Below are 25,848 nucleotides of genomic sequence, written 5' to 3'. Positions count from 1 at the left end.
TGAGGTCGTGCCACGACCCGGGGTGCGAGAGGGAACGATCGTCGTCTACACCGACATCGCGTGCGCGTGGTCGACGGTGCTGATCGCCCGCCTGCTGCGGGCACGCGCCGAACTCGGGCTGACCGGTCAGGTGCACCTGGACCACCGGGTCTTCCTGCTCGAGGACGTCAACTCCTTCCCGATCCCGAAGAAGTTCCTCGACTCCGAGATCCCGGTCGTCGGCGCGCTGGAGCCGGACATGGGGTGGAAGAACTGGCAGGCCGACCCGTCGGAGTGGCCGGTGACGACCGCGCCGGCGAACGAGGCGGTGCACGCCGCCAAGGAGCAGTCGCCCGAGGCCGCGGAAGAGCTCGACATGGCGCTGCGGGTGGCGTTCTTCCGCGACAGCAGGTGCATCGCACTGCGGCACGAGATCCTCGACATCGCCGGCGGCTGTCCTCACGTGGACGCCCGCGCGCTCGGCGAGGCGCTGGACGACGGCAGGGCCCGCGGCCCGATGATGCGCGACTACCGGGCGAACCGCGACGCCGTGCAGGGCAGCCCGCACCTGTTCTTCGCCGACGGCTACGACGTGCACAACCCCGGCATCGAGCTGAAGTGGGTGGGCGAGCAGGGAGCGGGGTTCCCCGTGGTGGAGCACGACGACCCGGGCGTCGCCGCGGACCTCGTGCGCAGAGCCGCGCCGAGGGTCAGGCCGAGTCCCTGATGATCAGTTCGGTGGGCAGTATCAGCGAGGTCGGCTGCTCGCCGTTCAGCAACCGGATCAGCATCCTGGTCATCTCGCGGCCCAGCGCCTCGATGGGCTGCCGGACCGTCGTGAGGGCGGGCTGGGTGTGCTGCGCGGTGACGATGTCGTTGAACCCCACGACCGCCACGTCCTGCGGGACGCGCTTGCCGCGTTCGCGCAGCACGGCGAGCGCCCCGGTGGCCATGGCGTCGGAAGCCACGAAGACCGCGTCCAGGTCGGGGTGGTCGTCGAGCAGGAGCTTCATCGCGGCGGCACCGCTGGACTCGCTGAAGTCGCCGTGCGCCACGCGCTTGTCGCTCAACCCCGCGAGGACGACCGCTTCGCGGAAGCCCATGTAGCGCGACATGCCGGCGTGGGTGTCGAGCTCGCCGGTGATCGTGGCGATGTTCGCACGGCCGGTCGAGATGAGGTGCTCCACGGCGGTGCGGGCGCCGCCCCGGTTGTCCGCGTCGACGTACCACTGGGGGGCGCGGTCGAGCGAACGTCCACCGTGGACGGCCGGCAGGCCGCTGTCCTCCGCCATCTTCGACAGCGGGTCGTTCTCCTTGAGCGCCAGCAGCATCACGCCGTCCGCGCCGCGCGACTGGAGCACCTGCGCGAACCTGTCCCTGCCGCGCTGGGAGGCGGCGAGCAGCAGCATCAGGTGCAGGTCGGTCTCCTCCAGCACCGCGTTGACCCCGGTGATCGCCTCGGCGAAGAAGAGGTTGGCGAACAGCGCCGGGTCGTCGCTGGAGATCACCAGGACGACGGCGCCGCGCCGCTGGCTCGCCAGTGAGCGGGCGGCGGTGTTCGGCACGTAGCCCAGGTCCGCGATGGCGCTCTGGACCGCGCGCTTCGACTTTTCGCTGACGTGGCGCGCGTTGTTGATGACGCGGGACACGGTGCCGGTCGAGACGCCTGCGCGTTGCGCCACTTCCTCCAGGGTCGGAGGTCGGGTGTTCATCTGAAGTCCTTCGGGGAGATCTCGTCCTTCTGGACGTGGAGGGATCGGAGCCCTGTAATGCAGGGCGGGAACAGCCGCGTCGCCGTCGGGGCGAGACGGCGTCCACGACCCGGTCGTACAGGGGCACATGCTGGTTCGGTGATCTGTGAACGGTGAACGGGCTGGTGAAGCGGGCTTTTCGGTACCGCTTCCATCCGGGCGAGGCGCAGGCGGCGGAGCTGTCGCGCACGTTCGGGTGCGTCCGCAAGGTCTACAACTTGGCGTTGCAGGCCCGCGCGGAGGCGCGGACGAAGCGTGGGGAGCGGGTCGGTCACGAGGCCACTTCGGCGTTGCTGACCGAGTGGAAGCGCACCGAGGAGCCGGCATTTCTGGCCGAGGTGTCGTCGGTGCCGCTGCAGCAGGCGCTGCGGCACCTGCAGATCGCGTTCGGCAACTTCTTCGCGAAGCGTGCGCGGTTTCCGCGGTTCAAGTCGCGGAAGAAGTCGCGTGCCAGCGCGGAGTACACGCGTTCGGCGTTCCACTGGCGTGATGGTGTGCTGACGCTGGCGAAGATGGCCGAGCCGCTGGACATCCGCTGGTCCCGGCCACTGCCCGAGGGCGCGGCGCCGTCGACGGTGACCGTGTCGCGCGACCTGGCCGGGCGCTGGTTCGTGTCCCTGCTGTGCGAGGACCCCGGCGTGACACCGTTGCCCGCTACGGATGCGGTCGTCGGTATCGATGTCGGTCTCGACCACCTGCTGGTTCTCTCGACCGGGGAGAAGATCGGCGATCCCCGGCACGAACGCCGCGACCGCACGGCGCTCGCGAAGGCCCAGCGGGTGTTGTGCCGTGAGCACAAGGGCAGCGGCAACCGGGACAAGGCCCGCGTCAAGGTCGCCCGTGTCCACGCTCGCATCGCCGATCGGCGTACCGACTTCCTGCACAAGATCACTACTCGGCTCGTGCGTGACACCCGAACGCTCGTGATCGAGGACCTGGCCGTGTCGAACATGGCCGGAAACCACCGCCTGGCCCGTGCGATCAGTGATGCGGGCTGGCGGCAGTTCCGGCAACAACTGCAGTACAAGGCGAACTGGTACGGGCGGGACGTGATCGTTGTTGATCGCTGGTTCCCGTCGTCCAAGCTGTGCTCGGTCTGCGGCGCACTCGCGGCGGCGATGCCGCTGCAGGTCCGCACGTGGACCTGCGACTGCGGCACGAACCACGACCGGGACGTGAACGCGGCACGCAACATCCTGGCCGCCGGGCCGGCGGCGACAGTCTGTGGAGCCGGTGTAAGACCTCAACGGAACCCTCCGGGCGGGCAGTCGGCGACGAAGCAGAAAACCCCGCGGCGCGAGCCGTGGGAATCTCCCTCGATCACGAGGGAGAGGAAGTCAACTGGCGATCTCCCTGCTTGCGTCGGCGTGCGTCGAGCGTAGCAATTCTGTAAGCGCTCACAGTCCGCCGCGCCGGATCACGCCGGCGTACCAGCGCGCACTGTCCTTCAGGGTGCGCCGCTGGGTGTCGTAGTCGACGTGCACGAGGCCGAACCGCTGGGCGTAGCCGAAGGACCACTCGAAGTTGTCGAGCAACGACCAGGCGAAGTAGCCCTTCAGCGCGACACCCCGGCTGATCGCCTCGGCGCACGCCCGCACGTGCCCGTCCAGGTAGGCGACGCGGCCCGTGTCGTGCACCTCGTCGTCGAACGCGGCGCCGTTCTCGGTGACGTACAGGGGAACGTCCGGGTACTCGCGGTCCAGCCGCAGCAGCAGGTCGAGCAGGCCGCGCGGGTCGATCTCCCAGCCGATCGACGTCCGTGCCCGGCCGCCGTCGAGGTGCTGGACGTGCCCGGAACCGACGTACGCGGACGGACGGGTCTCCGCGCCGTGGCCGACGAGCATGGGGGAGTAGTAGTTGACGCCGAGGAAGTCGATCGGCGCGGCGATGGTCTTGAGGTCGTCCTCCCGCACGAAACCGAAGTCGGTGACGGGTTCGAGGTCGCGCACGACGTCGGCGGGGTACTCGGCGAGCAGGACGGGGTCGAGGAAGATCCGGTTCTGCATGCCGTCGACGCGACGAGCCGCGTCGAGGTCGTCCGCGGAGTCCGAACCCGCGGTGACGTGGGAAAGGTTCAACGTGATGCCGATGCGTGCGTCCGGCATCGCCCGCACCGCGAGTCCGTGGCCCAGCAGCAGGTGGTGCGCGGCGCGGACCGCCGCGGCGGCGTCCTGGCGGCCGGGTGCGTGCCGGCCGGTGGCATAACCGAGGAACGCCGAGCACCAGGGCTCGTTCAGCGTCGTCCAGTGCGCGACGCGGTCACCCAGTGCCTCGTGGACGATCTGCGCGTACTCGGCGAACCGCAGCGCGGTGTCCCGCTCCGGCCAGCCCCCGGCGTCCTCCAGCGGCTGCGGGAGGTCCCAGTGGTAGAGGGTCGGCCACGGCTGGATGTCGTTGTCCAGCAACGTGTCCACGAGCCGCCGGTAGAAGTCGAGGCCGCGCTCGTTGACGGCACCGGAGCCGAGCGGCTGCACCCGTGGCCAGGCGATGGAGAACCGGTAGGCGCCCAGGCCGAGCTCGCGCATGACCGCGACGTCCTCGGGGTAGCGGTGGTAGTGGTCGGCGGCGACCGCGCCGGTGTCACCGTTGTCCACCTTGCCGGGGGTCGCGCAGAAGGTGTCCCAGATGGACGGACGGCGGCCGTCCTCGGCGACGGCGCCCTCGATCTGGTAGCTGGAGGTGGCCGCGCCCCAGAGGAAGCCGGGTTCGAACGTGGTCATGCCTTGACGGCCCCTTCCATGATGCCGCCGATGATCTGGCGACCGAACGCGATGAACACGAGCAGCAGCGGAACGGTGGCGACCAGCGCCCCGGTGAACATGAGCGTGTAGTCGGTGTAGTAGGTGGTCGAGAGCTGCGACAGGGAGAACTGGACCGTCGGGTTGTCCGCCTCGAGCACGGCGAGCGGCCAGAGGAACTCGTTCCAGGTACCCATGAACGTGGTCAGCGCGAGCACCGCGGCGCCGGGGCGCAACGCGGGCAGCACGATGGTCCAGAAGATGCGGAACGTGCTGCATCCGTCGATGCGCGCGGCCTCGATGAGCTCGTCGGGCACGGCCTGTTCGGCGTACTGGCGCATGAGGAAGACGCCGAACGCGGACACCAGCGCCGGCACGACGACGGCCTCCATCCGGTTCTGCCAGCCGAGCTCAACCATGATCATGTACAGCGGGATGATGCCCATCTGCACGGGGATCATCATGGTGGCGAGGATGACGAGCAGCAGTCCGTTGCGGCCGCGGAACTTCAGCTTGGCGAACGCGAACCCGGCCAGCGACGAGAAGAACACCACCGACACGGTGACGACCGCCGACGTCAGCAGCGAGTTCCACATGCCCAGCAGGAAGTTCGCGTCCTCGGCGCCGAACAGCCTGCCGAGGTTGTCCCAGAGGTTCGGGCCGGGCGCGAGCGGGGGCGGCCAGTCGCCGACGACGTCGTTGGAGCGGGTCGCGACGACGAACAGCCAGTACAGCGGGAACGCCGAGAGCGCGATGCCGACCAGGAGCGTGGCGTAGAGGAGGGGCTGGGTCTTGCGCATGGCTACTTCGACCTCCGCGTGATCAGGAAGTTGACGACGCCGAGCACGGTGATCAGCAGGAAGATCATCCACGCCACGGCGGAGCCGTAGCCGTAGTCGAAGTCCCGGAACGCCTTCTCGAACATGTACATCGACACGGTCTGGAACTGGCGCAGGCTGCCGCCGGAGATGGCGAAGCTGCCCTGGCCGAAGATCAGCGGTTCGGTGAAGAGCTGCATGCCCGCGATGGTGGACATGACGACGGTGAAGACGATGGCGGGCCGGATGTTCGGGACGGTGATGCTCCAGAACTGCCGGACCTTGCCCGCACCGTCCACAGTGGCCGCTTCGTACAGGTCCCTCGGGATGGCCTGCATGGCGGCGAGGTAGATCAACGCGTTGTAGCCGGTCCACCGCCAGTTGGCCATGGTGGCGATCGCGGTCCAGGACGACCACTTGTCGGCGCGCCAGTCGACCGCGTCGACGTCCACGAGGCCCAGCAGGCCGTTCACCATGCCGGCGTCGCGGTCGAAGATCTGGCTGAACACGATGCCGACGGCGGCCACGGAGGTGACGATCGGCAGCAGCACGCCCATCCGCAGGAACGTCACCCCGCGCAGCTTCTGGTTCAGCAGGCTGGCGAGCACCAGTGCCATCAGCAGCTGCGGCACGGTGGCGAGCACGAGCATGCCGAGGGTGTTGTAGACCGAGTTCCAGAAGTCGGGGTCCGCGAACAGCGTGACGTAGTTGTCGAGCCCGACGAACGCGCCGGCACCGGTGATGTCCCAGTCGTGCAGCGACACCCAGGCCGTGTAGACCAGCGGGAACAGGCCGAAGACCGCGAAGATCACGAAGAACGGCGCGATGAACAGGTAGGGCGACCACCTGACCTCGACGCGCGAGATCCGGTCCTTCAGCCCGGTGCGTGGTGGCTCGGGAGGTGTGCTCCCGAGCGGGGTGCTCGTGGCCGTCCTCGGCCGCAGATCAGTCGCCAACGTGTGTCCTCACGAGGTGGGAATGGCGGCCGGGGCGCGTGCCCCTCGCCTCGGCCGCCAGGTCGTTACTTGGCCAGGCGCTTGGCGTCGTCGACGGCCTTGGCCCAGGCCTCGCCGGGCTGGAGCTTGCCCTGCTCCACGGCGAGCAGCGCGTTGCCGACGCGGTCACCGATGGCGTTGTTGTCCGGGCCGAGGTAGACGGGCTCGAGCGCCTTGACGCTGTCGCCGAAGATCTTGCCGACGGGCGCGTCGTTGAAGTACGGGTTCTTGAAGTCCTGCACCACCGGGTCGTCGATGGCCTGCGGTGAGGACGGGAAGTTGTTCTTCGCCTTGAACGCCGCGGTCTGGCCCTTGGCGCTGGTCAGGAACTTGGCCAGCTCGGCGGCTTCCTCCTGGTGCGTGCTCTGCGTGGGGACCGCGAGGAACGAACCACCGCGCACCGCGCCGTTGCCCGGCACCTTCGTGACGTCCCACTTGCCCTTGTTCTCCGGGCCGGCCTGCTTCTCGATCGTGCCGAGCATCCAGGACGGGCACGGGATCGTGGCGAAGGTGCCGTTCTTGAAGCCCGCGTTCCACTGCGGACTCCACTGCTCGATGTTGGCCGAAAGGCCGGCTTTCACCATCTCGATCGACTTGTCCCACGTCGACCTCACGGCCGCGTTCGAGTCGATCACGAGCTTGTTCGAGGCGTCGTAGTACGTGTGGTCGCCCGACTGCATCAGCATGTTCAGGTAGAGGCCACCGGTCGAGTCGTAGAACCCGACGGCGGGGGACTTCGCCTTGAACTGCCTGCCCGTCGCGATGTAGGCGTCCCACGTCGGCCAGAGCTTGCCGACCGCGTCACGGTCGGCAGGCAGGCCCGCCGCCTCGAAGAGGTCCTTGCGGTAGCACATGCCCTGCGCGCCGACGTCCGTGCCGAGGCCGATGACCTTGCTGCCGTCCGATGTGGACGCCTGCTGCCACTTCCACGGCAGGAAGTTGCCGGAGAGTTCCTTGGCGCCGTGGTCGAGCAGGTTCACGAACTGGTCGGGCTTCGCCATGAACTGCGAGAGGATGCCCTCCTCGATCGCGACGACGTCGCCCGCGCCCTTGCCGGTGGCGAGCCACTGCTGCAGCTTCGGCGTGTAGTCGCCGAGCTTGCCGATGTTCTCTTCCTTGATCTTGATGCCGGGGTGGCTCGCCTCGTACTCCCTGTAGAGCTCGTCGTAGCCGAACTGGCTGAACGTCTTGACGACCAGCGTGACGTCCCCCGACGCGGAATCGGCGGTACCGCCGCCGCACGCGGACACGGCCACGAGCGAGCTGAGCAGGGTTGTGGCGAGCAGAGCGCGCCTGGGTCGAACGCCCATCGAAGAACCTCCAGTTGGCGATGGTCCGCAAGCGCTAACAGACAATTTGAGCGCTCCGCAACCACTTGAAACACCGTTCACCTGCTGCGACGCTGCGGCTTCGGCCGGTGTGCGCCCATCAAGATCGGGGGAGACTGTGAGCGCTTACAGGACTGTAACCACGACGCCATCCGGATGTGAAGAGGTAGCGCCGGTCACATTTCGATGACGCGGGGTCGTTGACACGGGGAGCCCGGTGGGTGAACATTCGCTCCGACGCTGCGGTGGTGCCGGACGACCTTCGACCCGAGAGGGCTCCGGTATGTCCGTGAAGACCAGGCTGGTTTCAGCCGCTTTGCCGCTGGTCCTGCTCGTCACGATCACGCCTCAGGCGAACGCGGCCGAGGCCTACGAGCGGGTGCTCAACGGCAAGTTCGAGAGTGTGAAGAGCCCGTGGTGGAGCAGCGGAATCGCTCCGTCCACAGTGGCCGGCGGCCGGCTGTGCGCGCAGATCCCGGGTGGCACGGCGAACCCGTGGACGGCGATGATCGGCCAGAACGACATCCCCTTGGAGGCGGGGCAGCCCTACACCCTGCGCTTCACCGCGACCGCGACGAGGAACGTCACGGTGCGGGCGGCGGTCGCGCTGGGCGTGGCACCGAACACGACGGTGCTGAACAAGGCGGCCGCGCTGACCGGTACTCCTCAGACGTTCGAGTTCACCGGTACGTCCACAGTGGCCACCCGCACCGGCGGCCAGGTCGCGATCCAGGCGGGCGGTGCGTCGGCCGAGCCGTACACGCTGTGCATCGACGACGTGTCGCTGACCGGCGGCGTCGTTCCGCCCGGCGGTGGGTGGGACTACGGCTCACCGGTCCGCACCAACCAGTACGCCTACCCGACGGTGGGTACCAAGCGCGCCTCGATCGTGAACAGCTCCACGACCCCGCTCGACTGGCAGCTGCGCGACGCCGCGGGCACCGTCGTCAGGACGGGGAAGACGCAGGTCAAGGGCAAGGACGCGATGACGCGCGACGACGTGCACATCGCCGACTTCTCGCTCCACAGGAAAGCTGGAAGCGGTTACAGACTGACCGTCGGAACCGACAGCAGCTACCCGTTCGACATCACCGACAAGCCCTACGACCAGCTGCGACGCGACTCGCTGGCGTACTTCTACCACAACCGCAGCGGCATCCCGATCGAGGCGAAGTACGTGGGTGAGGCGTACGCGCGGCCGGCCGGACATGTCGGTGTGGCGCCGAACAAGGGAGATGTGTCCGTTCCCTGTCTGCCGGGGGAGTGCGACTACTCGCTGGACGTGAGCGGAGGCTGGTACGACGCCGGCGACCACGGCAAGTACGTCGTGAACGGCGCACTGGCGGCGTGGCAGCTGATGGACACCTACGAACGGTCGCTCCACACGCTCGACGTCGAGGGTTTCCGGGACGGCCTGCTGTCCGTCCCGGAGCAGGACAACCAGCGGCCCGACGTGCTGGACGAGGCGCGCTGGCAGGTCGAGTTCCTGCTGAAGATGCAGGTCCCGGCCGGCAAGCCGCTCGCGGGCATGGTCCACCACAAGATCCACGACCTGGCCTGGACGGCGCATCCGATGCTGCCGCACAACGACCCGCAGCCGCGGTACCTGCACGCCCCGTCGACGGCCGCCACGCTCAACCTCGCCGCCGCCGGAGCCCAGTGCGCCCGCGTCTACCGGATCTGGGACCGCGCCTTCTCCGACAGGTGCCTCGCCGCGGCCGAGACCGCGTGGAAGGCCGCGCTGGCCAGCCCCGCCAAGTACGCGCCGCGGGAGGATGGTGTCGGTGGCGGCGCCTACGACGACACGAACGTCACCGACGAGTTCTCCTGGGCCGGAGCCGAGCTCTACGCGACGACCGGCAAGCGCGAGTACCTGAGCAAGGTCACCACGAAGCTGACGTCGGCCGGGTTCTCCTGGAAGGACACCGGCGGCCTGGCCGACCTCACGATCATGCGGCTGCCGCTGAAGTTCCCGCTCGACCGCGTGATCACCGCACGTTCGCGGATCATCAACGTCGCGGACGGCCACCTGCGGGACCTGCGGTCCCAGGGCTACCCGAACCCGTCCAAGCCCGCCGACGGCCAGTACGCCTGGGGTTCGACCAGTGCCACGCTCACCGCGTCGATGATCATGGCGATGGCCTACGACACCACGTTCGACCGCAAGTACAGCGACGCGGTGCTGGAGTCGATGGACTACCTGCTCGGCCGCAACGGCCTCAACCAGTCGTTCATCAGCGGCTACGGCGAGAAGGCCAGCAGGAACCAGCACCACCGGCACTGGGCGAACCAGGTCGACGCCAAGATGCCCAACCCGCCCGCCGGGTCGCTCGCCGGTGGCCCGAACTCGGGTCTGCAGGACCCCGTCGCGCAGCAGAACCTGCCCGGCTGCGCCCCCGCCAAGTGCTACGTCGACGAACTGGGCTCGTGGTCGACCAACGAGGTCGCCGTCAACTGGAACTCGGCGCTCGCCTGGGTCGCGGCCTTCGCCGACACCCGCTGACCCCTCTGCCCCGAACACCCGGGAACTCCCACCGCCGCCCCCCCGCACCGTGCTGTGCGGGCGGGCCCGCGGTGGGCGGAAGGAAGTACGAACAGTCCCATCGAGAGGAGATCCACAGTGCGGTGGATTGCCCGTTGCGCGGTCGCGGCCTGCGCGGTCCTGCTGCTGTCTCCGACAACCCCTGCCACAGCAGCCAACCCGCTCGACCTGACCAGCGGTTTCCACGTCAACCCGAACTCCGCGCCCGCCACCTGGGCCCGGAACAACCCGAACGACTCGAGGTCCGCGCGGATCCAGTCCTCGATCGGCTCCAAGCCGATCGCGCGCTGGTTCGGCAACGACGCCGCCATCGGTTCGACCGTCGCGAACTACGCGGGCGCGGCGGACGGGCAGGACAAGCTGCCCGTGCTCGTCGCGTACAACATCCCGAACCGGGATGCCTGCGGCGGGCACTCCGGCGGCGGCGCCGGCAGCGCGTCCGCCTACCGGACCTGGATCTCCGGCTTCGCGGCCGGGATCGGGACCAAGCCGGCGGTCGTGATCATCGAACCGGACGCGCTCGCCGCCTACGACTGCCTGACGGCGGCGCAGCGCACCGAGATGGCCGGGCTGCTCAGGTACGCCACTGAACAGTTCAAAGCCAAGGCGCCCAACACCTACGCGTACCTGGACGCGGGCAATGCCGGATGGGGCACCCCGTCGACCATCGCGTACCGGCTGAACGAGGCCGGCGTGGCCGACATCCGCGGGTTCTCCGTCAACGTGTCGAACTACTACACGACCAGTCAGTCGATCACCTACGCCGGCTCGGTGAACAGCTTCCTGCCCGCCGCGAGGTCGTTCGTGATCGACACCAGCCGCAACGCCAACGGGCGCAACTCCGACCCGGACGGCTGGTGCAACCCGGCGGGCGCCGGGCTCGGGGTGACCGCCCAGCGGGGTGGTGGCGCCGACATGCTGCTGTGGGTGAAGACGCCCGGCGTCTCGGACGGCCCCTGCGGCGTCGCGCCGAACACGCCCGCCGGGACGTTCAACCCTGATCTCGCCATCCGGCTGATCAACGGCACCTGATCGAGGGCCAGGGGCACGGCAGGACTCCAGGCCGGCGTGCCCCCGGCGGTGCGGACTGTAGCGGGAAAGCGCTTACCTTCCTAGTGGACAGTCGGTTCGCACCATGTACGGTAAAGCGGAAAGCGCTTTCCAAGGAGGCAGGATGACAGTGCGCACGCTCGGCGTCGCGATGAACGGAGTCACCGGCAGGATGGGCTACCGGCAGCACCTGCTGCGGTCGGTGCTCGCGATCCGCGAGCAGGGAGGCGTGCTCCTGCCGGACGGGTCACGCGTGCAGCTGGAACCCTTGCTCGTCGGCCGCGACGAGGACAAGCTCGCCGGGATGGCGAAGCTCCACGGCCTGACCAAGTGGACGACCGACCTCGACGCCGCGCTCGGTGACGACGCGTACCCGCTGTACTTCGACGCCCAGCTGACGGCCGTGCGCGAGAAGTCGATCATCAAGGCCATGGACGCCGGCCGGCACGTCTACACCGAGAAGCCCGTCGCCGAGTCGGTCGAGGGTGCGCTGGACCTGGCCCGCCGTGCTGCGGCGGCCGGGGTGAAGAACGGCGTGGTGCACGACAAGCTCTACCTGCCTGGCCTGCTGAAGCTCAAGAGGCTGGTCGACAGCGGCTTCTTCGGCCGGATCCTGAGCGTGCGCGGCGAGTTCGGCTACTGGGTGTTCGAGGGTGACTGGCAGCAGGCGCAGCGGCCGAGCTGGAACTACCGCGCCGAGGACGGCGGCGGCATCACCGTGGACATGTTCTGCCACTGGAACTACGTGCTGGAGAACCTCTTCGGTGCCGTGCAGGCCGTGACCGCGCGGACCGCGACGCACATCCCGGCGCGCTGGGACGAGCAGGGTGCCGAGTACGAGGCCACGGCCGACGACGCGGCGTACGCGATCTTCGAGCTGACCGGTGGGGTGATCGCCCAGCTGAACTCGTCGTGGTGCGTCCGGGTGCACCGCGACGAACTCGTGGAGTTCCAGGTCGACGGCACGCACGGCAGCGCGGTCGCGGGCCTGCACGGGTGCCGGATCCAGCCGCGCGAGGTGACGCCGCGGCCGGTGTGGAACCCGGACCTGCGCGAGACGCAGTCGTTCCGCGACCAGTGGCAGGAGGTGCCGGACAACGGCGAGTTCGACAACGGCTTCAAGGCGCAGTGGGAGCAGTTCGTGCGGCACGTCGTCGCGGGCACCCCGCACCCGTACGACTTCCTCGCGGGCGTCCGCGGCATCAGGCTCGCCGAGGCGGGGCTGAAGTCGTCGGACGCGGGCAAGCGGATCGTGCTGGGAGACCTGGCGGTATGAGCATCCTCCTGCCCGGCTCCCCAGAGCCGTACGTGCTGCGTGAGCCGACCCCGTGGGGCAAGCCCTCCGCGCCCATCAGATCACGCGTGGCGTTCGCGGCGGCGCACGTCGTCGCGGATCCGTCGGGCGACAACGCTCCCGGGGAACCGGCCGTGGTCGACTGGGACAGCACGCTCGCGTTCCGCAGGCACCTGTGGTCCTACGGCCTCGGGGTCGCGGAGGCGATGGACACCGCACAGCGCGGCATGGGCCTGGACTGGGCCACGACGCGGCAGCTGATCCGCCTGAGCTCGGCCGAGGCCGTGGGGGCGGGCGGACGGATCGCCGCCGGTGCCGGTACCGACCACCTCGCCGCCGACGTGTCCGATGTGGACTCCGTGCTGCGCGGCTACTCCGAACAACTCGACGTCGTGCAGGAGGCCGGCGCGCAGGTGATCGTGATGGCCAGCAGGCAGCTGGCACGTGTCGCGACCGGGCCGGCCGACTACCGGCGGGTGTACGACAGGCTCCTGCCCCAGGCGGAGAAACCGGTGGTCCTGCACTGGCTCGGGCCGATGTTCGACCCGGCGCTCACGGGGTACTGGGGCACCACCGACCTGTCCGCCGCCACCGAGGCGTTCCTGGAGCTGGTGCACGACCACGCGTCGCGGGTCGACGGGGTGAAGGTGTCGCTGCTCGACGCCGGGCACGAGAAGGCGTTGCGAGCGCGCCTGCCCGCGGGAGTGCGGCTGTACACCGGGGACGACTTCCACTACCCCGAGCTGATCAGGGGTGACGGCGAGGTGGCGAGTGACGCGCTGCTCGGCATCTTCGCGGCGATCGCGCCGGCGGCGTCAGCGGCCCTGCGGGCGCTCGACGCCGGTGACCTGAGCGCGTACGACGCGGCGTTCGAACCGACGGTTCCCCTGGCGCGGCACGTGTTCGGCGCCCCGACGTACTACTACAAGACCGGGATCGCCTTCCTCGCCTGGCTTTCCGGGTTGCAGCCGGGCTTCTCCATGGTCGGCGGCCTGCAGAGCGCGCGGTCGCTGCCGCACCTGGTCGAGACGTTCCGGCTGGCCGATGCGGCGGGCCTGTTGCCGGACCCGTCGCTGGCGGAGCACCGGATGTCCCTGTTGCTCGACCTCCACGGAGTCGTGAGATGAACCGCCTGTCGCTCAACCAGAAGACCATCGACACCAGCACCCTTCCCGAGGCGGTCGCCGCGTGCGTCGCCGCGGGCATCGAGTCGATCGGGGTGTGGCGCGAGCCGCTGGCCTCGGTGGGCGTCGAACGCGGCGCCGAGCTGATCGCGCAGGCCGGGCTGAGGGTGTCGTCGTTGTGCCGCGGTGGTTTCTTCACCGGCCCCGACCGCGCGGCCGTGCTCGCCGACAACCGCGGCGCCGTCGACGAGGCCGCCGCACTCGGCGCGGACTGCCTGGTGCTCGTGGTCGGCGGCCTGCCGGACGGGTCGCGCGACCTGCCCGGTGCGCGGGCCGTGGTCGCCGAGGTGCTGGGAGAACTGGCGCCCTACGCGGCGGAACGGTCCGTGCGGCTCGCGTTGGAGCCCATGCACCCGATCTACTGCGCCGACCGGGGAGTGTTGTCGACGCTCGGGCAGGCGCTCGACCTGGCGGAGCGGTTCGACCCCGGGGTCGTCGGCGTCGTGGTCGACACGTTCCACGTGTGGTGGGACCCGGACCTGGAACGCCAGATCGACCGCGCGGCAGGACGCATCGCGTCGTTCCAGGTGTGCGACTGGATCACGCCGCTGCCCGCCGACACCCTGCTCGCCCGCGGCGTGATGGGCGATGGCCACATCGACTTCCGCCACATCGCCGGCCTCGTGGCGAAGGCCGGCTACACCGGCGACGTCGAGGTGGAGATCTTCAACGCAGACCTGTGGGCGCAGCCGGCCGGCGTGGTGGTGCCGCTGATCGCCGAACGCTTCGCGGCGACATGCGCGTCCTGATCGCCCCGGACTCGTTCAAGGGCACCATCGACGCCGCCGGAGCCGCTGAAGCCATCGCCGCGGGCTGGCGTGCGGTGCGGCCACACGACGAGCTCCGGTGCCTTCCTCTTGCGGACGGGGGAGAGGGCACGCTCGCCGCGCTCACCACTGTCGGTACGCAACTGGTTGCGGCTCGTGTGCTCGATCCGGTCGGTCGCGCGATCGACGCCCAGTGGGCGCTGACACGGGACGGGACCGCCCTGGTGGAGCTGGCCTCGGCGGCAGGTCTGCCCCTGCTCGCGGAACCCGCTCCGCTGACCGCGAGCACCTTCGGCTTCGGGCAGTTGCTGCGCGCCGCGGCCGGACACCCCGGCACTCGGCGGATCGTCGCCGCACTGGGAGGTTCGGCCACCACCGACGGCGGTGCGGGCGCGCTGACCGCACTCGGCGCGGTGTTCCGCACCGCCGAGGGCATCCCGATCGCTTCAGGCGGCCTGAACACGATCGCTTCGGCGGACCTGTCCGCGTTGATCCCGCCGGGCGACGTCGTGTGCCTAGTGGACGTCGACACCCCGTTGCTCGGCCCCACCGGCGCCGCCCGCAGGTTCGCTCCGCAGAAGGGCGCGAACGACGGCGCCGTCGCACTGCTGGAGGCAGGGCTGGCCAGGTTCGCCGCTGTGCTCGGCGGCGACCGCGACGCCCCCGGTGCCGGTGCGGCGGGAGGCACGGCGTTCGGACTGGCCGCGGCCTGGGGCGCCCGTCTCGTGCCGGGTGCGCGGTTCGTCGCGGACCTCGCCGGACTGCCCGCCGCACTCGAGTGGGCCGATCTGCTGATCACCGGGGAGGGCAGGCTCGACGAGCAGAGCTGGTCCGGCAAGGTGGTGGGTCACGCCCTGGCGTGCTTCGACGACGTGGCCCTGGTCGTCGGGTCGTGCGCCACGGCGGTGCCCGCCGGCGTTGCGTGCGCGTCTCTCACCGAACTCGCGGGGGACGGCGACCTGGCCCGGCGGGAGCCCGCCCGCTGGCTCTCGGCGGCGGGAGGCGCCCTCGCCGGTCGGTGGGAGGGGTGAGCGACGTGGTCAGTTCTGCGCGTGCAGGTTCTGCGCCAGTGTCCAGAACACCTCGAAGTTGGGGATGTCGCCGATCGCGTAGCTCCCCGGCCTGCCCCCCGCGGCGATCACCACGTGACCCGCGCTGGTCGACAGGTCCCGAACCGTGTCCCACGGCGCGAGACCGCCTGGGGTGGTGATGCCGGTCGCGGAGAGGGCCAGCGGGCCGAAGGTCACGGTCCGGCCCGCGTTGATCGCCTCCACCGCCGGAGGCAGGCGCCGCTCGAAGATCTTCTCCTGCAGCAGCGGACCCAGTTGCAGGACCTCGGTGGTCGACACCTCGTCCGGCTGTTCGGTGCCCCGGAAGACGACCAGTTCGCCGTCCGCCAGCACGAGCCGGTAGGAGTGGACGGTGATGACGAGCCGGCCGGCGACGTAGTTGTCGGTCACGAAGCGGTGGATCGCCTCGACCTCGTCCCAGGTGAACGCGCGGGCGGGAGCCCCGTCCCGCGGCGGCAGCGCGAAACCCTCGCTGAACACGTAGACGCGTTCGCGGTCCTCGTTGCCTTCGTCGTCGTCCCGATCCATGTAGTGGACGCTCGCGCCCCACCCCACGAGCACCAGCACCACGGCCACGCCGATGCCCAGGCCGGGGATCTCGGTGGCCCACCAGAGGAGCAGGCCGATCGTCAGAGGGGTGGCGGCCGCGGCAAGGACGAGCACGGCCTTGAGACGATCGGCACCCTTCTCCTTCGCGGCCTCCTCTTCGGTGCCGATCCGGTGCGGCACCCGGTGCACCGCTTTGGCCTGGCCCAACCCCCTGTTGGAGGCCGCGACCGTCACCTCGGGCGGGATCGCGTGGTTCCCCAAGAACTGAATCGACATCCGTGCTCCACTACCGCGTTCGGCGAAACCTTGATCGAACCACGGGGCGAGCGCGCCGGTCGGCGGTTCGGGATGGCCGAACCAGTGGGAAGTCCTATAGGAGCATTCACGGCGTTGATGGGCCGTTCTGTCACAGGTCGAGCCACATGATGCGCAGACCGACCATTCCCTGCGCGGGATGCCGGAACGCTCCGGGAGCGATGCCGAGCGTGACGAACCCCAGATCCTCGTAAAGGCGGACGGCGGCGGTGTTCGTGTCGACGACGGCGTTGAACTGGAGGGCCGCGAACCCGGTCCGCCTGGCCCAGTCGATCATGTCGGTGGTGAGGGCCCGCCCCACGCCGGCGCCCCGTGCTCCCTCGGCGACCATCAGGGTGCCGGAAGCGACGTGGTTTCCGGGGCCTGGGCGGTTGGCGTACATGTTCGCGGTACCGGCCACCCGGTGCTCGTCGGCGGCCACGACCACTCGCGCCGGTGCGGGCAGTTGCCACATCCGCTTGGCGTCGTGCTCGCTCATGGCGGGGTCGTAGGGGATGGTCCGCCCTTCGGTGATGACGTCCTGGATGATCGGCCACATCTGCGGCCAGTCGTCTTCTTGCGCTTCGCGGATGGCGAAGGTGCCGGCCACTGTGTCTCCGCTCGAACCGGTCCGTCGATACGGGACTCATCCTGCAGGTCGCCTCCTCCGGTCACCATCCATTTAACGGCGGCTGGCTCAGCCGGCACGCGACGGCCAGACCGGGCCCGCGCGGCTGACGTGCGGACCCGGCCTGGTTCAGGGTGGCGGCGGTGTGGAAGGTCAGAGCGCGACGGTCTTGCCCCCGAGGGTGACGACGAGCCTGCCGTCGGAGGCGAACGACCAGCCGAGCGCGCCGGTGTAGGAGGCGCACCGGGAGCCGTTGGTCCCCGCCCAGAACTGGTTGGAGGTGTCGGCGTTCCCGACCGTCTTGTCGTTGCTGCCGCTGCCGCTGCGGCAGGACGTGTTGCCGCGGAAGACGGAGCTGCCCGCGTCGAAGGAGAAGTTGCGTTCGGTGTTGTCGATGCTGAGGTTGTTCGACACGGTCATGGTGCCGGGGTTGCGGTTGTAGGTGAAGCCGTGTTTGCCGTTGTCGTAGGCGATGGTGCGGCGGATGACGTGGTTGACGCCGATGTCCTCGCCGCCGAGCTTGAAGCCGTTGCGGTCACCGTTGCCCGCCTGGCCGCCGTTGCTCAGCGTGCCGTTCTCGTACGCCAGGGAGTCCTCGATGGTGACGGCGCCGATCGGGCCGGTGTCCGACTTGGTGTAGAGGTCCCAGCCGTCGTCGATGTTGTTGTGCGCCACCGAGTAGCGGAACACGTTGCCGGGGCCGGAGGTGAGCTTGGCGGCGAACCCGTCGGCGTCCTCCCCGTCGGAGTCCGCGTTGTCGTGCGACTCGGCGCCGAGGATGAGGTTGTTGGCGGGCCACTGCTCCTTCGGCGTGGTGGACAGCATCCGGGAGAGCTGCAGACCGGTGTCGCGGTTGAAGCGGGTGATCGTGCGTTCGAAGATGTTGTTGCTGCCGCCCACGAAGATGCCGTTGTCCCCGGCCCGTTCGACGACGACGCCCTGGACGTGCCAGTACGAGCCGTTCACGGCCAGGCCGCGGTTGGCCGGGTCCTCGGCCTGCGCCGAGAAGTTCAGCACCGGCTTCTCGCCCTGGTAGGCCGTCAGCTTCTTGCGCGCGCTCGCCGTGCCGTTGTTGGTGGGCGGGATCGTCACCGTCTGCGAGAAGCTGTACGTGCCACCGCGCAGGAAGATCGTGCCACCGGTGGCCACCCGCGTGAGAGCGGACGTCAGCGTCGTCGGGTCCGCGAGCGTGCCCGAAGCGGCGTCACGACCGGTCGGCGCCGCGTACAGCGCGTCGGACGGCGGCACGCTCGTGGTGGTGGTCGTTGTCGTGGTGGTCGTGGTGGTGGACGTCGTGGTGCTGGTCGGCCCGCCGCCGGCCGGTGCGAGAGTCCACTGCTTGGTGGCCGCGCCATCGCAGGAGTTGGTCTGCACCAAGGCTCCCGCTGTCGTGGCGTTGTCCTTGACGTTCATGCACTTGCCGCCGTTGGCGTTGACCAGGCGGTGGTTGCCGCCGCTGGCGGTGAGCGCCCAGACCTGGCTCGCGGAACCGTTGCACGCCTCCAGTTGGACCGGCTTGCCCGCGCTGGTCGACCCGTCGCGCACGCCGACGCACAGGTCGCCCGCGGTGATCCGGAACCCGCCGCTGACCTCGGTCAGCACCCACGCCTGGTCGGCGCACGCCTGCTGCCGGAGCTGCGTGCCGCTCGCCGGGCTCGTCCCCGCGTCGAGGCACTGCCCGCTGCCGGCGTTCTTCAGCACGTACGTGCCCGCCGCCGCGTTGGCGAGTGCGGCGGTGCCCGGCCAGGCCGCGAGCGTGGTGACCAGCGCGACGACCGCGCCTCCGGACACCAGTCCAGCGCGCACGCGGCGTTTTCTCGCCAGGCGGGCAGGCTGTTCTGAAATTCCCATGGAGACTCCGCTTCCAACACTGAGTGAGAAAGAGTTCCGGCCGGAGGTGAAGGCCATTTCTCATCGGATGCTAGGAGGCTATCCAAGTGCTGGTCAACGGCGAGATCGGCCGAGTTCGGTGACCGCTCGAAGTCGAATGAGTCGAATGGTCAGGTCAGTGCGCGTCGAATTGATCTCCGGCTCGTTCGACGAATTAGTAATGGTCATACTTGTGAACAGGTCGCGGCCGTCGAGGTCCTTGAAAGGACTATTTCCGGTTCATGAACGTGAATCTTCGGGACTTCTTCGTGGCCGGTGCCGCGGTTTTATCCCGAAAGACCGAGGTGGTCTTTGAGTCGTCTCCGCGAGGTCACGCCGAGCTCGTGATCCCGGCCAGGACCTGCATCGCACGGCGTTCCCGGTCCGCGAGGTCGAAGAGGATCGCCGAGGCGTGCGTCAGCGGCTCCTGGTCCTCTGTTCGGCCGGCGGCCGTGATGAGGCGTGCGACCTCGGTCCACAGTGGAGCGATCTCGGCGTACAGCCGATGTCCCAGACGGAGGTTGTCGTCGTCGACCATCTCGGTGCACTCGGCGAGGAAGTCGCGGTACAGGGCGCGGAACAGCGCGCCGCCGGTGCCGCCGCGTTCCATCAGCGTCCCGGTCAGCGGCAGGTCGCGCGCCGGGTCGCCGGAGCGGTCGAGCCACCGCGTCACCTGCCGGGCGGCCTTGCCGATGCCGCGGTGGCCGAGGTTCGCGATGGGCGGGTTCAGGAAGGTCTGTGCGTTGGCGGCGATGGAGGTCCGGACGGCGGCGGCCAGGTCGGGCGGGCTGCCGGCACCGGTGACGGTGTAGGAGAGGTTGCGGGCGGTCATCGGTCCGCGTTCGCCGCGGGCTCGTTCCAGACTTGCCAGCGTGGTCTTCACGGCACCACCCTGCTGCGCGGTGTCGACCAGGAACGCGTGCTCGTCGTCGTAGCCGTACATGGCGACGAAGTGGCCTCCGAAGTGGACTTTCTCGGTGAAGTGGTCCAGGTGGTACGAATCCAGTTGCAAGCCGGCGGGCAGTCCCTCGGCGAGCGCGGTGGTGACGTTCTGCCACGCCTTGCGCGGTGAGGCCGTCTGCTGGACGTGCAGCGTCAGGCCCAGCCGGTCGGCCGCGGTCCGGGTGATCGCCATCGGTTTGACGCGGCCACCGAGGAACGGGAAGTCCAGGTGTTTGGCGTCCCAGTAGACGAAGCCCAGGCCTTCGCCGAGGCCGAACAGCATCGGCTCCGAGACCTCGACGCCCGCGTGGTGCAGCACGGCGCCGAGAGCGGTGGTCTCGCAGTGCCGGCCGCCGGGGAACGAGACGTTGTCGATGATCATGTGTTCCCCGGAGGTCTGGTGGCGGCTGGGTCGTCCGGCTGATCACCCTCGGCCCTGACACCGTGTGAGGGTCAACCCCGATCCACCTGGAACCGGTCTTCGTCGACTACGCTTGGCACTCGAACGTGGAGAGTGCCAGAAAGCGAACCGCGGGGAGCACGGCATGATCGGTGAAGCCACGGAGACAGGGCCTACCGGCGTCGCGACGCCGTCGTTGACGATCGCGGGCCACGAGCCGGTCACCGTCGCGCTGACCGAGCCGGTCGTCGTCATCGGGCGTGATGGTGACTGCGGTGTCGTTCTCGACGACATCACCGTGTCCCGGCGGCACGCGGAACTGCGCCGCGAGGGGAGCGTGGTCGTCCTCTCGGACCTCGACTCGCTCAACGGCACCTATCTCAACCGGATCCCGGTGGACAGCGCCGTGGTGCACGACGGCGACACGATCTGGATCGGCGACCACCGGATGACCTTCCGTTCGCCGCCGGCGGCGAACGGGCCCCGGCTGCTCCGTCTGCCGGCCTGGGACACGGCCGTCCCCTCTCCTCGTCCACCCGAGGCGAACAGCGGGACGCACCGCACGGTCCTGCCCGAGTTCGCCCGCGACATCGCGCCGAGGCCGGCGGGAAGTCCCTGTTCCTGATCACTGCCGGTCGAGCAGCGGCAGGACGAGGCGGAAGCAGGCGCCCTCGCCCAGGGTCGTGTCGAGCTCGACGGTCCCGTCGTGCGCACGGGCCAGGGCGAGGGCGATCGCCAGGCCCAGTCCGGCGTTGGCGCCGTCCGCGCGGTTGCGCGAGTGGTCGGCGCGGTAGAAGCGGTCGAAGACGCGGGCCGCCTGGTGGGCGGGCAGGCCGGGACCGCGGTCGGCCACTTCCAGCACCGCGCGGCCGTTCGCCGTGCCCACGCCGATCCGGACCGCGGAGCCCGGCGGGGTGTACGTGGCGGCGTTGCCGATCAGGTTGGTGACGACCCGGCGCAGGCCGTCCTCGTCGGCGTGCAAGGGGGCGGGCCCCGGTGGTCCGAGGCCGCCCGGTCCGGTGAGCTCGACCGGGCGGGACGGGTCGAGGCCGCGCAGGTCGTGCCGGGCGTCGTTGGCCAGGGTGCGCAGGTCCATCGGCGCGGGGTCCAGCTGGGCCTCCGGCGCCTCGTCCAGCCGGGCCAGCAGGAGCAGGTCCTCGGTGAGGCTGGTGAGCCGGGTGGCCTCGCGGTCGATGCGGAGCATCGCCTCGTCCACGTCGGCGCGCTCGGGCATCGCGCCCATCCGGTACAGCTCGGTCGAGCCCTTGATGCCGAACAACGGGGTGCGCAGTTCGTGGCTCACGTCCGAGAGGAACGTCCGCATGCGCGCCTCGGACGCGGACCGGTCGGCGAAGGCTCGTTCGAGCTGGCCGAGCATCGTGTTGAGCGAGGTCGCGAGGTGCCCGACCTCCGTGGTGGGCGCCGCGAGCAGGGGGACGCGCCGGGTGAGGTCGCCGTCGGCGATCGCGGCGGCGGTGTGCTCGATGCGGCGCAGCGGCCGCAGGCCCCGCCCCAGGGCGAACCAGCCGGCCGCCGTCAGCAGCGCGAGCAGCACCGCGCCGCTGACCAGGCTCGTCGTCCGCAGCCGGGCGGTGGTGGCGTCGGCCTCGGCCAGCGATGCCGCGATGACGACCACCCCGTCCCACCCGGTGGTGGGCCGCGCGGTCGCGCGCCAGCGTCCCGAGCCGTCCGCGGCGCGCAGGTCGGCGGGCTCGCCGCTGGAGGGCACGGTGCGCAGTTCACCGGGACCGGGCAGGGAGGCGCCGTCCAGGCGGCTGGAGTGCAGCCCGCCCGCCACGGTGCCGTCCGCGCCCAGGTACACGAGGTAGGGCGCGCCGATCAGCCGCAGGGCGGGGTCGAGGAGGTCGGGCCGGGGCGTGGAACCGACGGCGCCGGGCGGCCCGGCGGCGGGCACGCGCGAGAGGATCTCGCCCAGCGACCGCAGCTGGGCGTCGACCCGGTCCAGCTGGTAGCGCTCCAGCTGGTCGGACACGACCGCACCGACCAGGCCGAGCCCGGCGAGCAACAGGCTCGCGGTGAGCAGCAACAGCCTGGTGCGCAGGGAGAACCTGCTCAGCACGCGGGGTCCCGCAGCACGTACCCCACGCCGTGCACGGTGTGGATCAGCTTCGGGTCCTCGGCGTCGACCTTGCGCCGCAGGTACGAGATGTAGGTGTCCACGATGCCGGCGTCACCGCCGAAGTCGTAGCGCCACACCCGGTCGAGGATCTGCGTCTTGGACACCACCCGCCCGGCGTTCTCCATCAGGTAGCGCAGCAGCCGGAACTCCGTCGGCGACACCCGGACGGGCAACCCGGCCCTGGTCACCCGGTGGCCCTCGGTGTCGAGCGCGAGCGCGTCCACGGTCAGCAGGCCCTCCCGGTGGCCGGAGGTGCGGCGCAGGATCGCCCGGATCCGGGCGATCAGCTCCTCCAGGTCGAACGGCTTGGTCACGTAGTCGTCGGCACCCAGCGACAGGCCGGTCACCTTGTCCGACTTGCGATCCCTGGCGGTGAGGAACAGGACGGGCACGGGTCCGCGGCGCCCCTGTGCGCGCTGCTCGCGCAGCCGCCGGACCACCTCGAACCCGTCCACGTCGGGCAGCATCACGTCGAGCAGCACGAGGTCGGGCGGTTCCGCGACGGCCGCGGCGACCGCCTCCGCACCCGTCGCCGCGGACGTCACCTGGAACCCCGCGAAGCGCAGCGTCGCGGACAGCAGCTCGCGCACCGTGGCCTCGTCGTCCACCACCAGCAGCGTCGTCACCTGGCCCGATCCCTCCACGCGGGCCACGATACGGACGCCAACCTGAGAAGCCCTCCGGCGAGCAGACCCGCCGCGGCAGCACCCGCACCCCCCAGCGCCAGCGCGGCCAGCGGGTTCGCCGCCACCCCTGCGTCGAGCACCGGCACCGAGAACCCGAACGCGCCGATGCCCAGCCGCACCGACACCCGTGACAACAACGCCAGGCCTCCCAGCACCACACCCACCACCGCGCCCAGCCACGCGGCCCGGTGCAGCGGACGACCACCCCGGACGGTCAGAGCGCCGAGGACCAGCAACAAAGCAGCCGCGACCCACGTCAGCGGTCCACCCGGCGAGGGCGGCGCGACACCGTCGAGGACGCACGCGAGCGCGCCCTCCGAACTGACCGTCCACGGCACGCCCAGCCCGAGCGACAGCACACCGAACACGATGTGCGGCAACAGGAGCAGGACGCCGCCCGCCACCGCCGGGCCGCCCAACGCCCACGCGACGAGCAGGCATGCGGCAACGAGCCCGCCCACCGTCCACAAAGCACGATGCGCGGCAATCTGGAACCGCACGACCAGCCGGCACACGCCGACGACGGCGAGCACCCCGACCACCGCGCCGGCCAGCACCGGCCAGACGGGGACGGAGACCCCGACGCTGAGCGCGTCCACGGACCTGCCACGGCCCAACGGCCCGATCGCGGGAAGCCCGCAGACACCGGAGATCCCACCCGCCGCCGCCGCACCGGGCGGTATCACCTCGCCCCGAGCCGCCATCGCGACCGCCATCGCGCCGGCCGGGAACGCCACGGCCGCCGCCGCGCCACGCACGAGCAGCCCGTCCCGGTGCCGCAGCAACAGCCACCCCAGCGCCACGGCGCCGGCCAGCGCGACGCCCAGGGGCATCACGTCGACGCTGCCGCTCACCGCGACCGGCGTGCCACCAGCCGGGACGGCGCCGAACTCGGCCGAGCCGCCCACGGCCACGGCGACCATCGCCGCCGTCACCCTGCCGAACCCGCCGAACCGGCCGGCGTCGAGGAGCAGCACCCCGGCCGCGGCGGTGGCGGCCATGGCTCCCAGAGCCGCCACCGCCGCCGTCACGCCGTGCCCCACGTCCCTCTTCGTCACCATCACACGTCACGCCGCTGGAAGACGACGAACGCGGACGCCAGTACGACGGCCACACCGAGGCACATGCCGCCCAGGTTCAGCCAGGGATGCGGGTAGGCGGGATTCGGCACCGTCGCGAACACCGCCGCGGCGCCCTGCGACGGCCAGAAGTCGAGCAGGCCCTGGAACCACGACGGGAACAGACCGGCCAGGGCGGGCACCAGGAACACGATGCCCACCACCGCGGTGAGCGCGCCCGCCGTGGCACGCATGATCGTGCCGAGACCGATCGCGAGCACCGCGATCGCCGCGAGGTAGAGCCCGCCGCCCACGACGGCGGACAGCACACCGGGATCGCCGAGCCGCGCGTGCGGCACGTTCTGAGAGGCGAAGAGCCCTTGGCCCACGAGGAAAGTGGCGAACATCAGCACCTGGCCCGCCACCACGGCGACCGCGGCGGCCACCACCACCTTGGCCGCCAGCAACCGGTGCCTGCGCGGAGTGACGGCCAGGGACGTCCGCACCAGCCCGGTCGCGTACTCGGAGGTCACGACCAGCGTCCCGAGCACGCCGATCACCAGTTGTGCCACCAGGTACGCGGTCAGGCTGCGTTCCGTCGGGTCCCACGCCAGCCGTTCGGCGGCCGACGCGCTCCCGTACACCTCGCCCGCCCGTCCCGTCGCGAGGACCGTGATGCCGAGCCCGACGCCGAACAGGCACGCGAGCGTGTACCAAGTGGACCGCAGGCTGCGCAGCTTGACCCATTCCGCGTGCAGGGCATGGCCGAAGAACACCACTCGCGCGCTCATGCGGTCACCCCGTGGTACTCGACGCTGTCCTGGGTCAGCTCCATGAAGGCTTCCTCCAGCGAGGGCCGTTGCGGGGTGAGCTCGCCGAGCACGGTGCCGTGGTAGGCGGCGAGCTTGCCGATCTCCTCGCTCGCCAGGCCGGAGACCACCAGCGACGAGTCCGGTCCTTCCCGCACGGTGGCGCCGGTCGCGGTCAGCCGCCGCGCGAACTCGGAGGGTTCGGGAGTGCGGACGAGCACCGTGCCCTCACCGCGGCCGCGCAGGAACTCGTCCACGCCGGTGTCGGCGATGAGCCTGCCGCGGCCGATCACGACCAGGTGGTCGGCGGTCTGCGCCATCTCGTTCATGAGGTGGCTGGAGACCAGCACCGCGCGACCCTCGCGGGCCAGGGAACGCATGAAGTCGCGGATCCAGCGGATGCCCTCGGGGTCGAGCCCGTTCACCGGTTCGTCGAAGATCAGCACCCGCGGGTCGCCGAGCAGCGCCGCCGCGATGCCGAGCCGCTGCCGCATGCCGAGCGAGAACCCGCCCGCACGCCTGTGCGCCACGCCTTCCAGCCCTGTCCTGGCGAGCACCTCGTCCACCCGGCGCCGCGGCAGGCCGTTGCCGGCGGCGAGCGCCAGCAGGTGGTCGCGGGCCTTTCGCCCACCGTGCACGGCACCCGCGTCGAGCAGTGCGCCGACCTCGGTCAGCGGCACGGGCAGGTCGCGGTAACGGCGCCCGCCGACCGTCACGGAACCCCCGGTGGGCGCGGCCAGCCCCAGGATCATCTTCATGGTCGTGGACTTGCCCGCGCCGTTCGGCCCGAGGAACCCGGTCACCTGGCCGGCCTCCACGGTGAACGACAGGTCGTCCACCACGGTGTCGAGGCCGTACCGCTTGGTCAGCCCCCGCACGTCGATCATCGTCATGGCACCGAGCCTCGCCACCCGGCCTGACCGATTCCTGGGAAGTCCTGTGAGAACCCGGAGAAAT

General features: G+C 70.3%; 23 protein-coding genes. 9 read left to right on the top strand and 14 right to left on the bottom strand.

Going from position 1 to position 25,848, the window contains the following annotated elements; genetic code table 11:
* Positions 1–7: 7 nt before the first annotated feature.
* The gene (locus DFR72_RS02455) at positions 8–706 is read left to right on the top strand and encodes a DsbA family oxidoreductase (protein WP_090064232.1); all 699 of its coding nucleotides are present in this window, start codon (positions 8–10) and stop codon (positions 704–706) included.
* Here DFR72_RS02455 and DFR72_RS02450 read toward each other — a convergent pair.
* Positions 690–1,691, bottom strand: a complete 1,002-nt coding sequence (locus DFR72_RS02450) for a LacI family DNA-binding transcriptional regulator (protein WP_090064233.1) — start codon at positions 1,689–1,691, stop codon at positions 690–692. The genes DFR72_RS02455 and DFR72_RS02450 overlap by 17 nt on opposite strands.
* 164 nt (positions 1,692–1,855) lie before the next feature.
* Between DFR72_RS02450 and DFR72_RS46680 the strand changes: the two genes are divergently transcribed.
* The gene (locus DFR72_RS46680) at positions 1,856–3,112 is read left to right on the top strand and encodes an RNA-guided endonuclease InsQ/TnpB family protein (RefSeq protein WP_245982446.1); all 1,257 of its coding nucleotides are present in this window, start codon (positions 1,856–1,858) and stop codon (positions 3,110–3,112) included.
* Positions 3,113–3,127: 15 nt separating this feature from the next.
* Here the strand turns inward: DFR72_RS46680 and DFR72_RS02440 are convergent, their stop codons facing one another.
* The 4 genes from DFR72_RS02440 to DFR72_RS02425 all read right to left on the bottom strand — a co-directional run bounded on the left by DFR72_RS02440 (position 3,128) and on the right by DFR72_RS02425 (position 7,591).
* Positions 3,128–4,450 carry a GH1 family beta-glucosidase gene (locus tag DFR72_RS02440; protein ID WP_090064234.1) on the bottom strand — a complete coding sequence of 441 codons (1,323 nt, stop codon included), beginning with the start codon at positions 4,448–4,450 and terminating at the stop codon, positions 3,128–3,130.
* Entirely contained in the window at positions 4,447–5,268 is an 822-nt protein-coding gene (locus DFR72_RS02435) for a carbohydrate ABC transporter permease (protein WP_090064235.1), read from the bottom strand. The genes DFR72_RS02440 and DFR72_RS02435 overlap by 4 nt, the downstream gene beginning before the upstream one ends.
* A gap of 2 nt (positions 5,269–5,270) precedes the next feature.
* On the bottom strand, positions 5,271–6,242 hold the full coding sequence (locus DFR72_RS02430; protein ID WP_245982444.1) for a carbohydrate ABC transporter permease: 972 nt from the start codon (positions 6,240–6,242) through the stop codon (positions 5,271–5,273).
* 65 nt (positions 6,243–6,307) lie between these two features.
* Positions 6,308–7,591: an ABC transporter substrate-binding protein gene (locus DFR72_RS02425; RefSeq protein WP_090064236.1), complete on the bottom strand. Its 1,284-nt coding sequence runs from the start codon at positions 7,589–7,591 to the stop codon at positions 6,308–6,310.
* Positions 7,592–7,898: 307 nt separating this feature from the next.
* Between DFR72_RS02425 and DFR72_RS02420 the strand changes: the two genes are divergently transcribed.
* The 6 genes from DFR72_RS02420 (at position 7,899) to DFR72_RS02395 (ending at position 15,477) form a co-directional block, all read left to right on the top strand.
* Positions 7,899–10,112: a glycoside hydrolase family 9 protein gene (locus DFR72_RS02420; RefSeq protein ID WP_245982443.1), complete on the top strand. Its 2,214-nt coding sequence runs from the start codon at positions 7,899–7,901 to the stop codon at positions 10,110–10,112.
* Between the two features lie 117 nt (positions 10,113–10,229).
* Positions 10,230–11,183, top strand: a complete 954-nt coding sequence (locus tag DFR72_RS02415; RefSeq protein WP_245982441.1) for a glycoside hydrolase family 6 protein — start codon at positions 10,230–10,232, stop codon at positions 11,181–11,183.
* Positions 11,184–11,325: 142 nt separating this feature from the next.
* Complete coding sequence (locus DFR72_RS02410) at positions 11,326–12,477, top strand: Gfo/Idh/MocA family protein (RefSeq protein WP_090064239.1); 1,152 nt, start codon at positions 11,326–11,328, stop codon at positions 12,475–12,477.
* A complete protein-coding gene (locus tag DFR72_RS02405) occupies positions 12,474–13,622 on the top strand; it encodes a dihydrodipicolinate synthase family protein (RefSeq protein ID WP_090064240.1) in 1,149 nt (382 codons plus the stop codon). Before DFR72_RS02410 ends, DFR72_RS02405 begins: the two co-directional genes overlap by 4 nt.
* A complete protein-coding gene (locus DFR72_RS02400; protein WP_090064241.1) occupies positions 13,619–14,428 on the top strand; it encodes a sugar phosphate isomerase/epimerase family protein in 810 nt (269 codons plus the stop codon). The genes DFR72_RS02405 and DFR72_RS02400 overlap by 4 nt, the downstream gene beginning before the upstream one ends.
* On the top strand, positions 14,416–15,477 hold the full coding sequence (locus DFR72_RS02395; RefSeq protein WP_090064242.1) for a glycerate kinase: 1,062 nt from the start codon (positions 14,416–14,418) through the stop codon (positions 15,475–15,477). The genes DFR72_RS02400 and DFR72_RS02395 overlap by 13 nt, the downstream gene beginning before the upstream one ends.
* Before the next feature lie 9 nt (positions 15,478–15,486).
* Here the strand turns inward: DFR72_RS02395 and DFR72_RS02390 are convergent, their stop codons facing one another.
* The 4 genes from DFR72_RS02390 to DFR72_RS02375 form a co-directional block, all read right to left on the bottom strand.
* Complete coding sequence (locus tag DFR72_RS02390; protein ID WP_090064243.1) at positions 15,487–16,341, bottom strand: DUF6585 family protein; 855 nt, start codon at positions 16,339–16,341, stop codon at positions 15,487–15,489.
* Between the two features lie 130 nt (positions 16,342–16,471).
* Positions 16,472–16,969, bottom strand: a complete 498-nt coding sequence (locus DFR72_RS02385) for a GNAT family N-acetyltransferase (RefSeq protein ID WP_245982440.1) — start codon at positions 16,967–16,969, stop codon at positions 16,472–16,474.
* Between the two features lie 171 nt (positions 16,970–17,140).
* Complete coding sequence (locus DFR72_RS02380; protein ID WP_090064244.1) at positions 17,141–18,838, bottom strand: RICIN domain-containing protein; 1,698 nt, start codon at positions 18,836–18,838, stop codon at positions 17,141–17,143.
* A 349-nt stretch (positions 18,839–19,187) separates the two neighbouring features.
* Positions 19,188–20,180 (bottom strand): BtrH N-terminal domain-containing protein, encoded by a 993-nt coding sequence (locus DFR72_RS02375; protein WP_090064245.1) that lies wholly within the window; start codon positions 20,178–20,180, stop codon positions 19,188–19,190.
* A gap of 163 nt (positions 20,181–20,343) precedes the next feature.
* Between DFR72_RS02375 and DFR72_RS02370 the strand changes: the two genes are divergently transcribed.
* Positions 20,344–20,823: an FHA domain-containing protein gene (locus DFR72_RS02370; protein WP_090064246.1), complete on the top strand. Its 480-nt coding sequence runs from the start codon at positions 20,344–20,346 to the stop codon at positions 20,821–20,823.
* Here the strand turns inward: DFR72_RS02370 and DFR72_RS02365 are convergent, their stop codons facing one another.
* Genes DFR72_RS02365 through DFR72_RS02345 form a run of 5 tightly spaced genes read right to left on the bottom strand, consistent with a single transcriptional unit; the run spans position 20,824 to position 25,778 of the window.
* Positions 20,824–22,278 carry a sensor histidine kinase gene (locus tag DFR72_RS02365; RefSeq protein WP_245982439.1) on the bottom strand — a complete coding sequence of 485 codons (1,455 nt, stop codon included), beginning with the start codon at positions 22,276–22,278 and terminating at the stop codon, positions 20,824–20,826.
* Positions 22,272–22,982, bottom strand: a complete 711-nt coding sequence (locus tag DFR72_RS02360; RefSeq protein WP_170176098.1) for a response regulator transcription factor — start codon at positions 22,980–22,982, stop codon at positions 22,272–22,274. Before DFR72_RS02360 ends, DFR72_RS02365 begins: the two co-directional genes overlap by 7 nt.
* Positions 22,961–24,082 (bottom strand): hypothetical protein, encoded by a 1,122-nt coding sequence (locus DFR72_RS02355; protein ID WP_245982437.1) that lies wholly within the window; start codon positions 24,080–24,082, stop codon positions 22,961–22,963. Before DFR72_RS02355 ends, DFR72_RS02360 begins: the two co-directional genes overlap by 22 nt.
* Positions 24,083–24,084: 2 nt before the next feature.
* Positions 24,085–24,873: an ABC transporter permease gene (locus DFR72_RS02350; RefSeq protein ID WP_090064248.1), complete on the bottom strand. Its 789-nt coding sequence runs from the start codon at positions 24,871–24,873 to the stop codon at positions 24,085–24,087.
* On the bottom strand, positions 24,870–25,778 hold the full coding sequence (locus tag DFR72_RS02345; protein ID WP_211335332.1) for an ABC transporter ATP-binding protein: 909 nt from the start codon (positions 25,776–25,778) through the stop codon (positions 24,870–24,872). Before DFR72_RS02345 ends, DFR72_RS02350 begins: the two co-directional genes overlap by 4 nt.
* Between the last annotated feature and the right edge of the window lie 70 nt (positions 25,779–25,848).

This window comes from Lentzea flaviverrucosa (genome assembly GCF_003350445.1).
In the GTDB taxonomy this organism is placed as follows: domain Bacteria; phylum Actinomycetota; class Actinomycetes; order Mycobacteriales; family Pseudonocardiaceae; genus Lentzea; species Lentzea californiensis.
The sequence above is the reverse complement of the archived record's forward strand: the minus strand, read 5'-3'. Positions and strand labels throughout refer to the sequence as shown.

Bases quoted from the DNA above. Each gene is read 5' to 3' on its own strand.
- DFR72_RS02450 (WP_090064233.1), bottom strand. From the start codon at position 1,691: ATGAACACCCGACCTCCGACCCTGGAGGAAGTGGCGCAACGCGCAGGC.
- DFR72_RS02440 (WP_090064234.1), bottom strand. From the start codon at position 4,450: ATGACCACGTTCGAACCCGGCTTCCTCTGGGGCGCGGCCACCTCCAGC.
- DFR72_RS02435 (WP_090064235.1), bottom strand. From the start codon at position 5,268: ATGCGCAAGACCCAGCCCCTCCTCTACGCCACGCTCCTGGTCGGCATC.
- DFR72_RS02425 (WP_090064236.1), bottom strand. From the start codon at position 7,591: ATGGGCGTTCGACCCAGGCGCGCTCTGCTCGCCACAACCCTGCTCAGC.
- DFR72_RS02410 (WP_090064239.1), top strand. From the start codon at position 11,326: ATGACAGTGCGCACGCTCGGCGTCGCGATGAACGGAGTCACCGGCAGG.
- DFR72_RS02405 (WP_090064240.1), top strand. From the start codon at position 12,474: ATGAGCATCCTCCTGCCCGGCTCCCCAGAGCCGTACGTGCTGCGTGAG.
- DFR72_RS02400 (WP_090064241.1), top strand. From the start codon at position 13,619: ATGAACCGCCTGTCGCTCAACCAGAAGACCATCGACACCAGCACCCTT.
- DFR72_RS02395 (WP_090064242.1), top strand. From the start codon at position 14,416: ATGCGCGTCCTGATCGCCCCGGACTCGTTCAAGGGCACCATCGACGCC.
- DFR72_RS02390 (WP_090064243.1), bottom strand. From the start codon at position 16,341: ATGTCGATTCAGTTCTTGGGGAACCACGCGATCCCGCCCGAGGTGACG.
- DFR72_RS02380 (WP_090064244.1), bottom strand. From the start codon at position 18,838: ATGGGAATTTCAGAACAGCCTGCCCGCCTGGCGAGAAAACGCCGCGTG.
- DFR72_RS02375 (WP_090064245.1), bottom strand. From the start codon at position 20,180: ATGATCATCGACAACGTCTCGTTCCCCGGCGGCCGGCACTGCGAGACC.
- DFR72_RS02370 (WP_090064246.1), top strand. From the start codon at position 20,344: ATGATCGGTGAAGCCACGGAGACAGGGCCTACCGGCGTCGCGACGCCG.
- DFR72_RS02350 (WP_090064248.1), bottom strand. From the start codon at position 24,873: ATGAGCGCGCGAGTGGTGTTCTTCGGCCATGCCCTGCACGCGGAATGG.
- DFR72_RS02345 (WP_211335332.1), bottom strand. From the start codon at position 25,778: ATGATCGACGTGCGGGGGCTGACCAAGCGGTACGGCCTCGACACCGTG.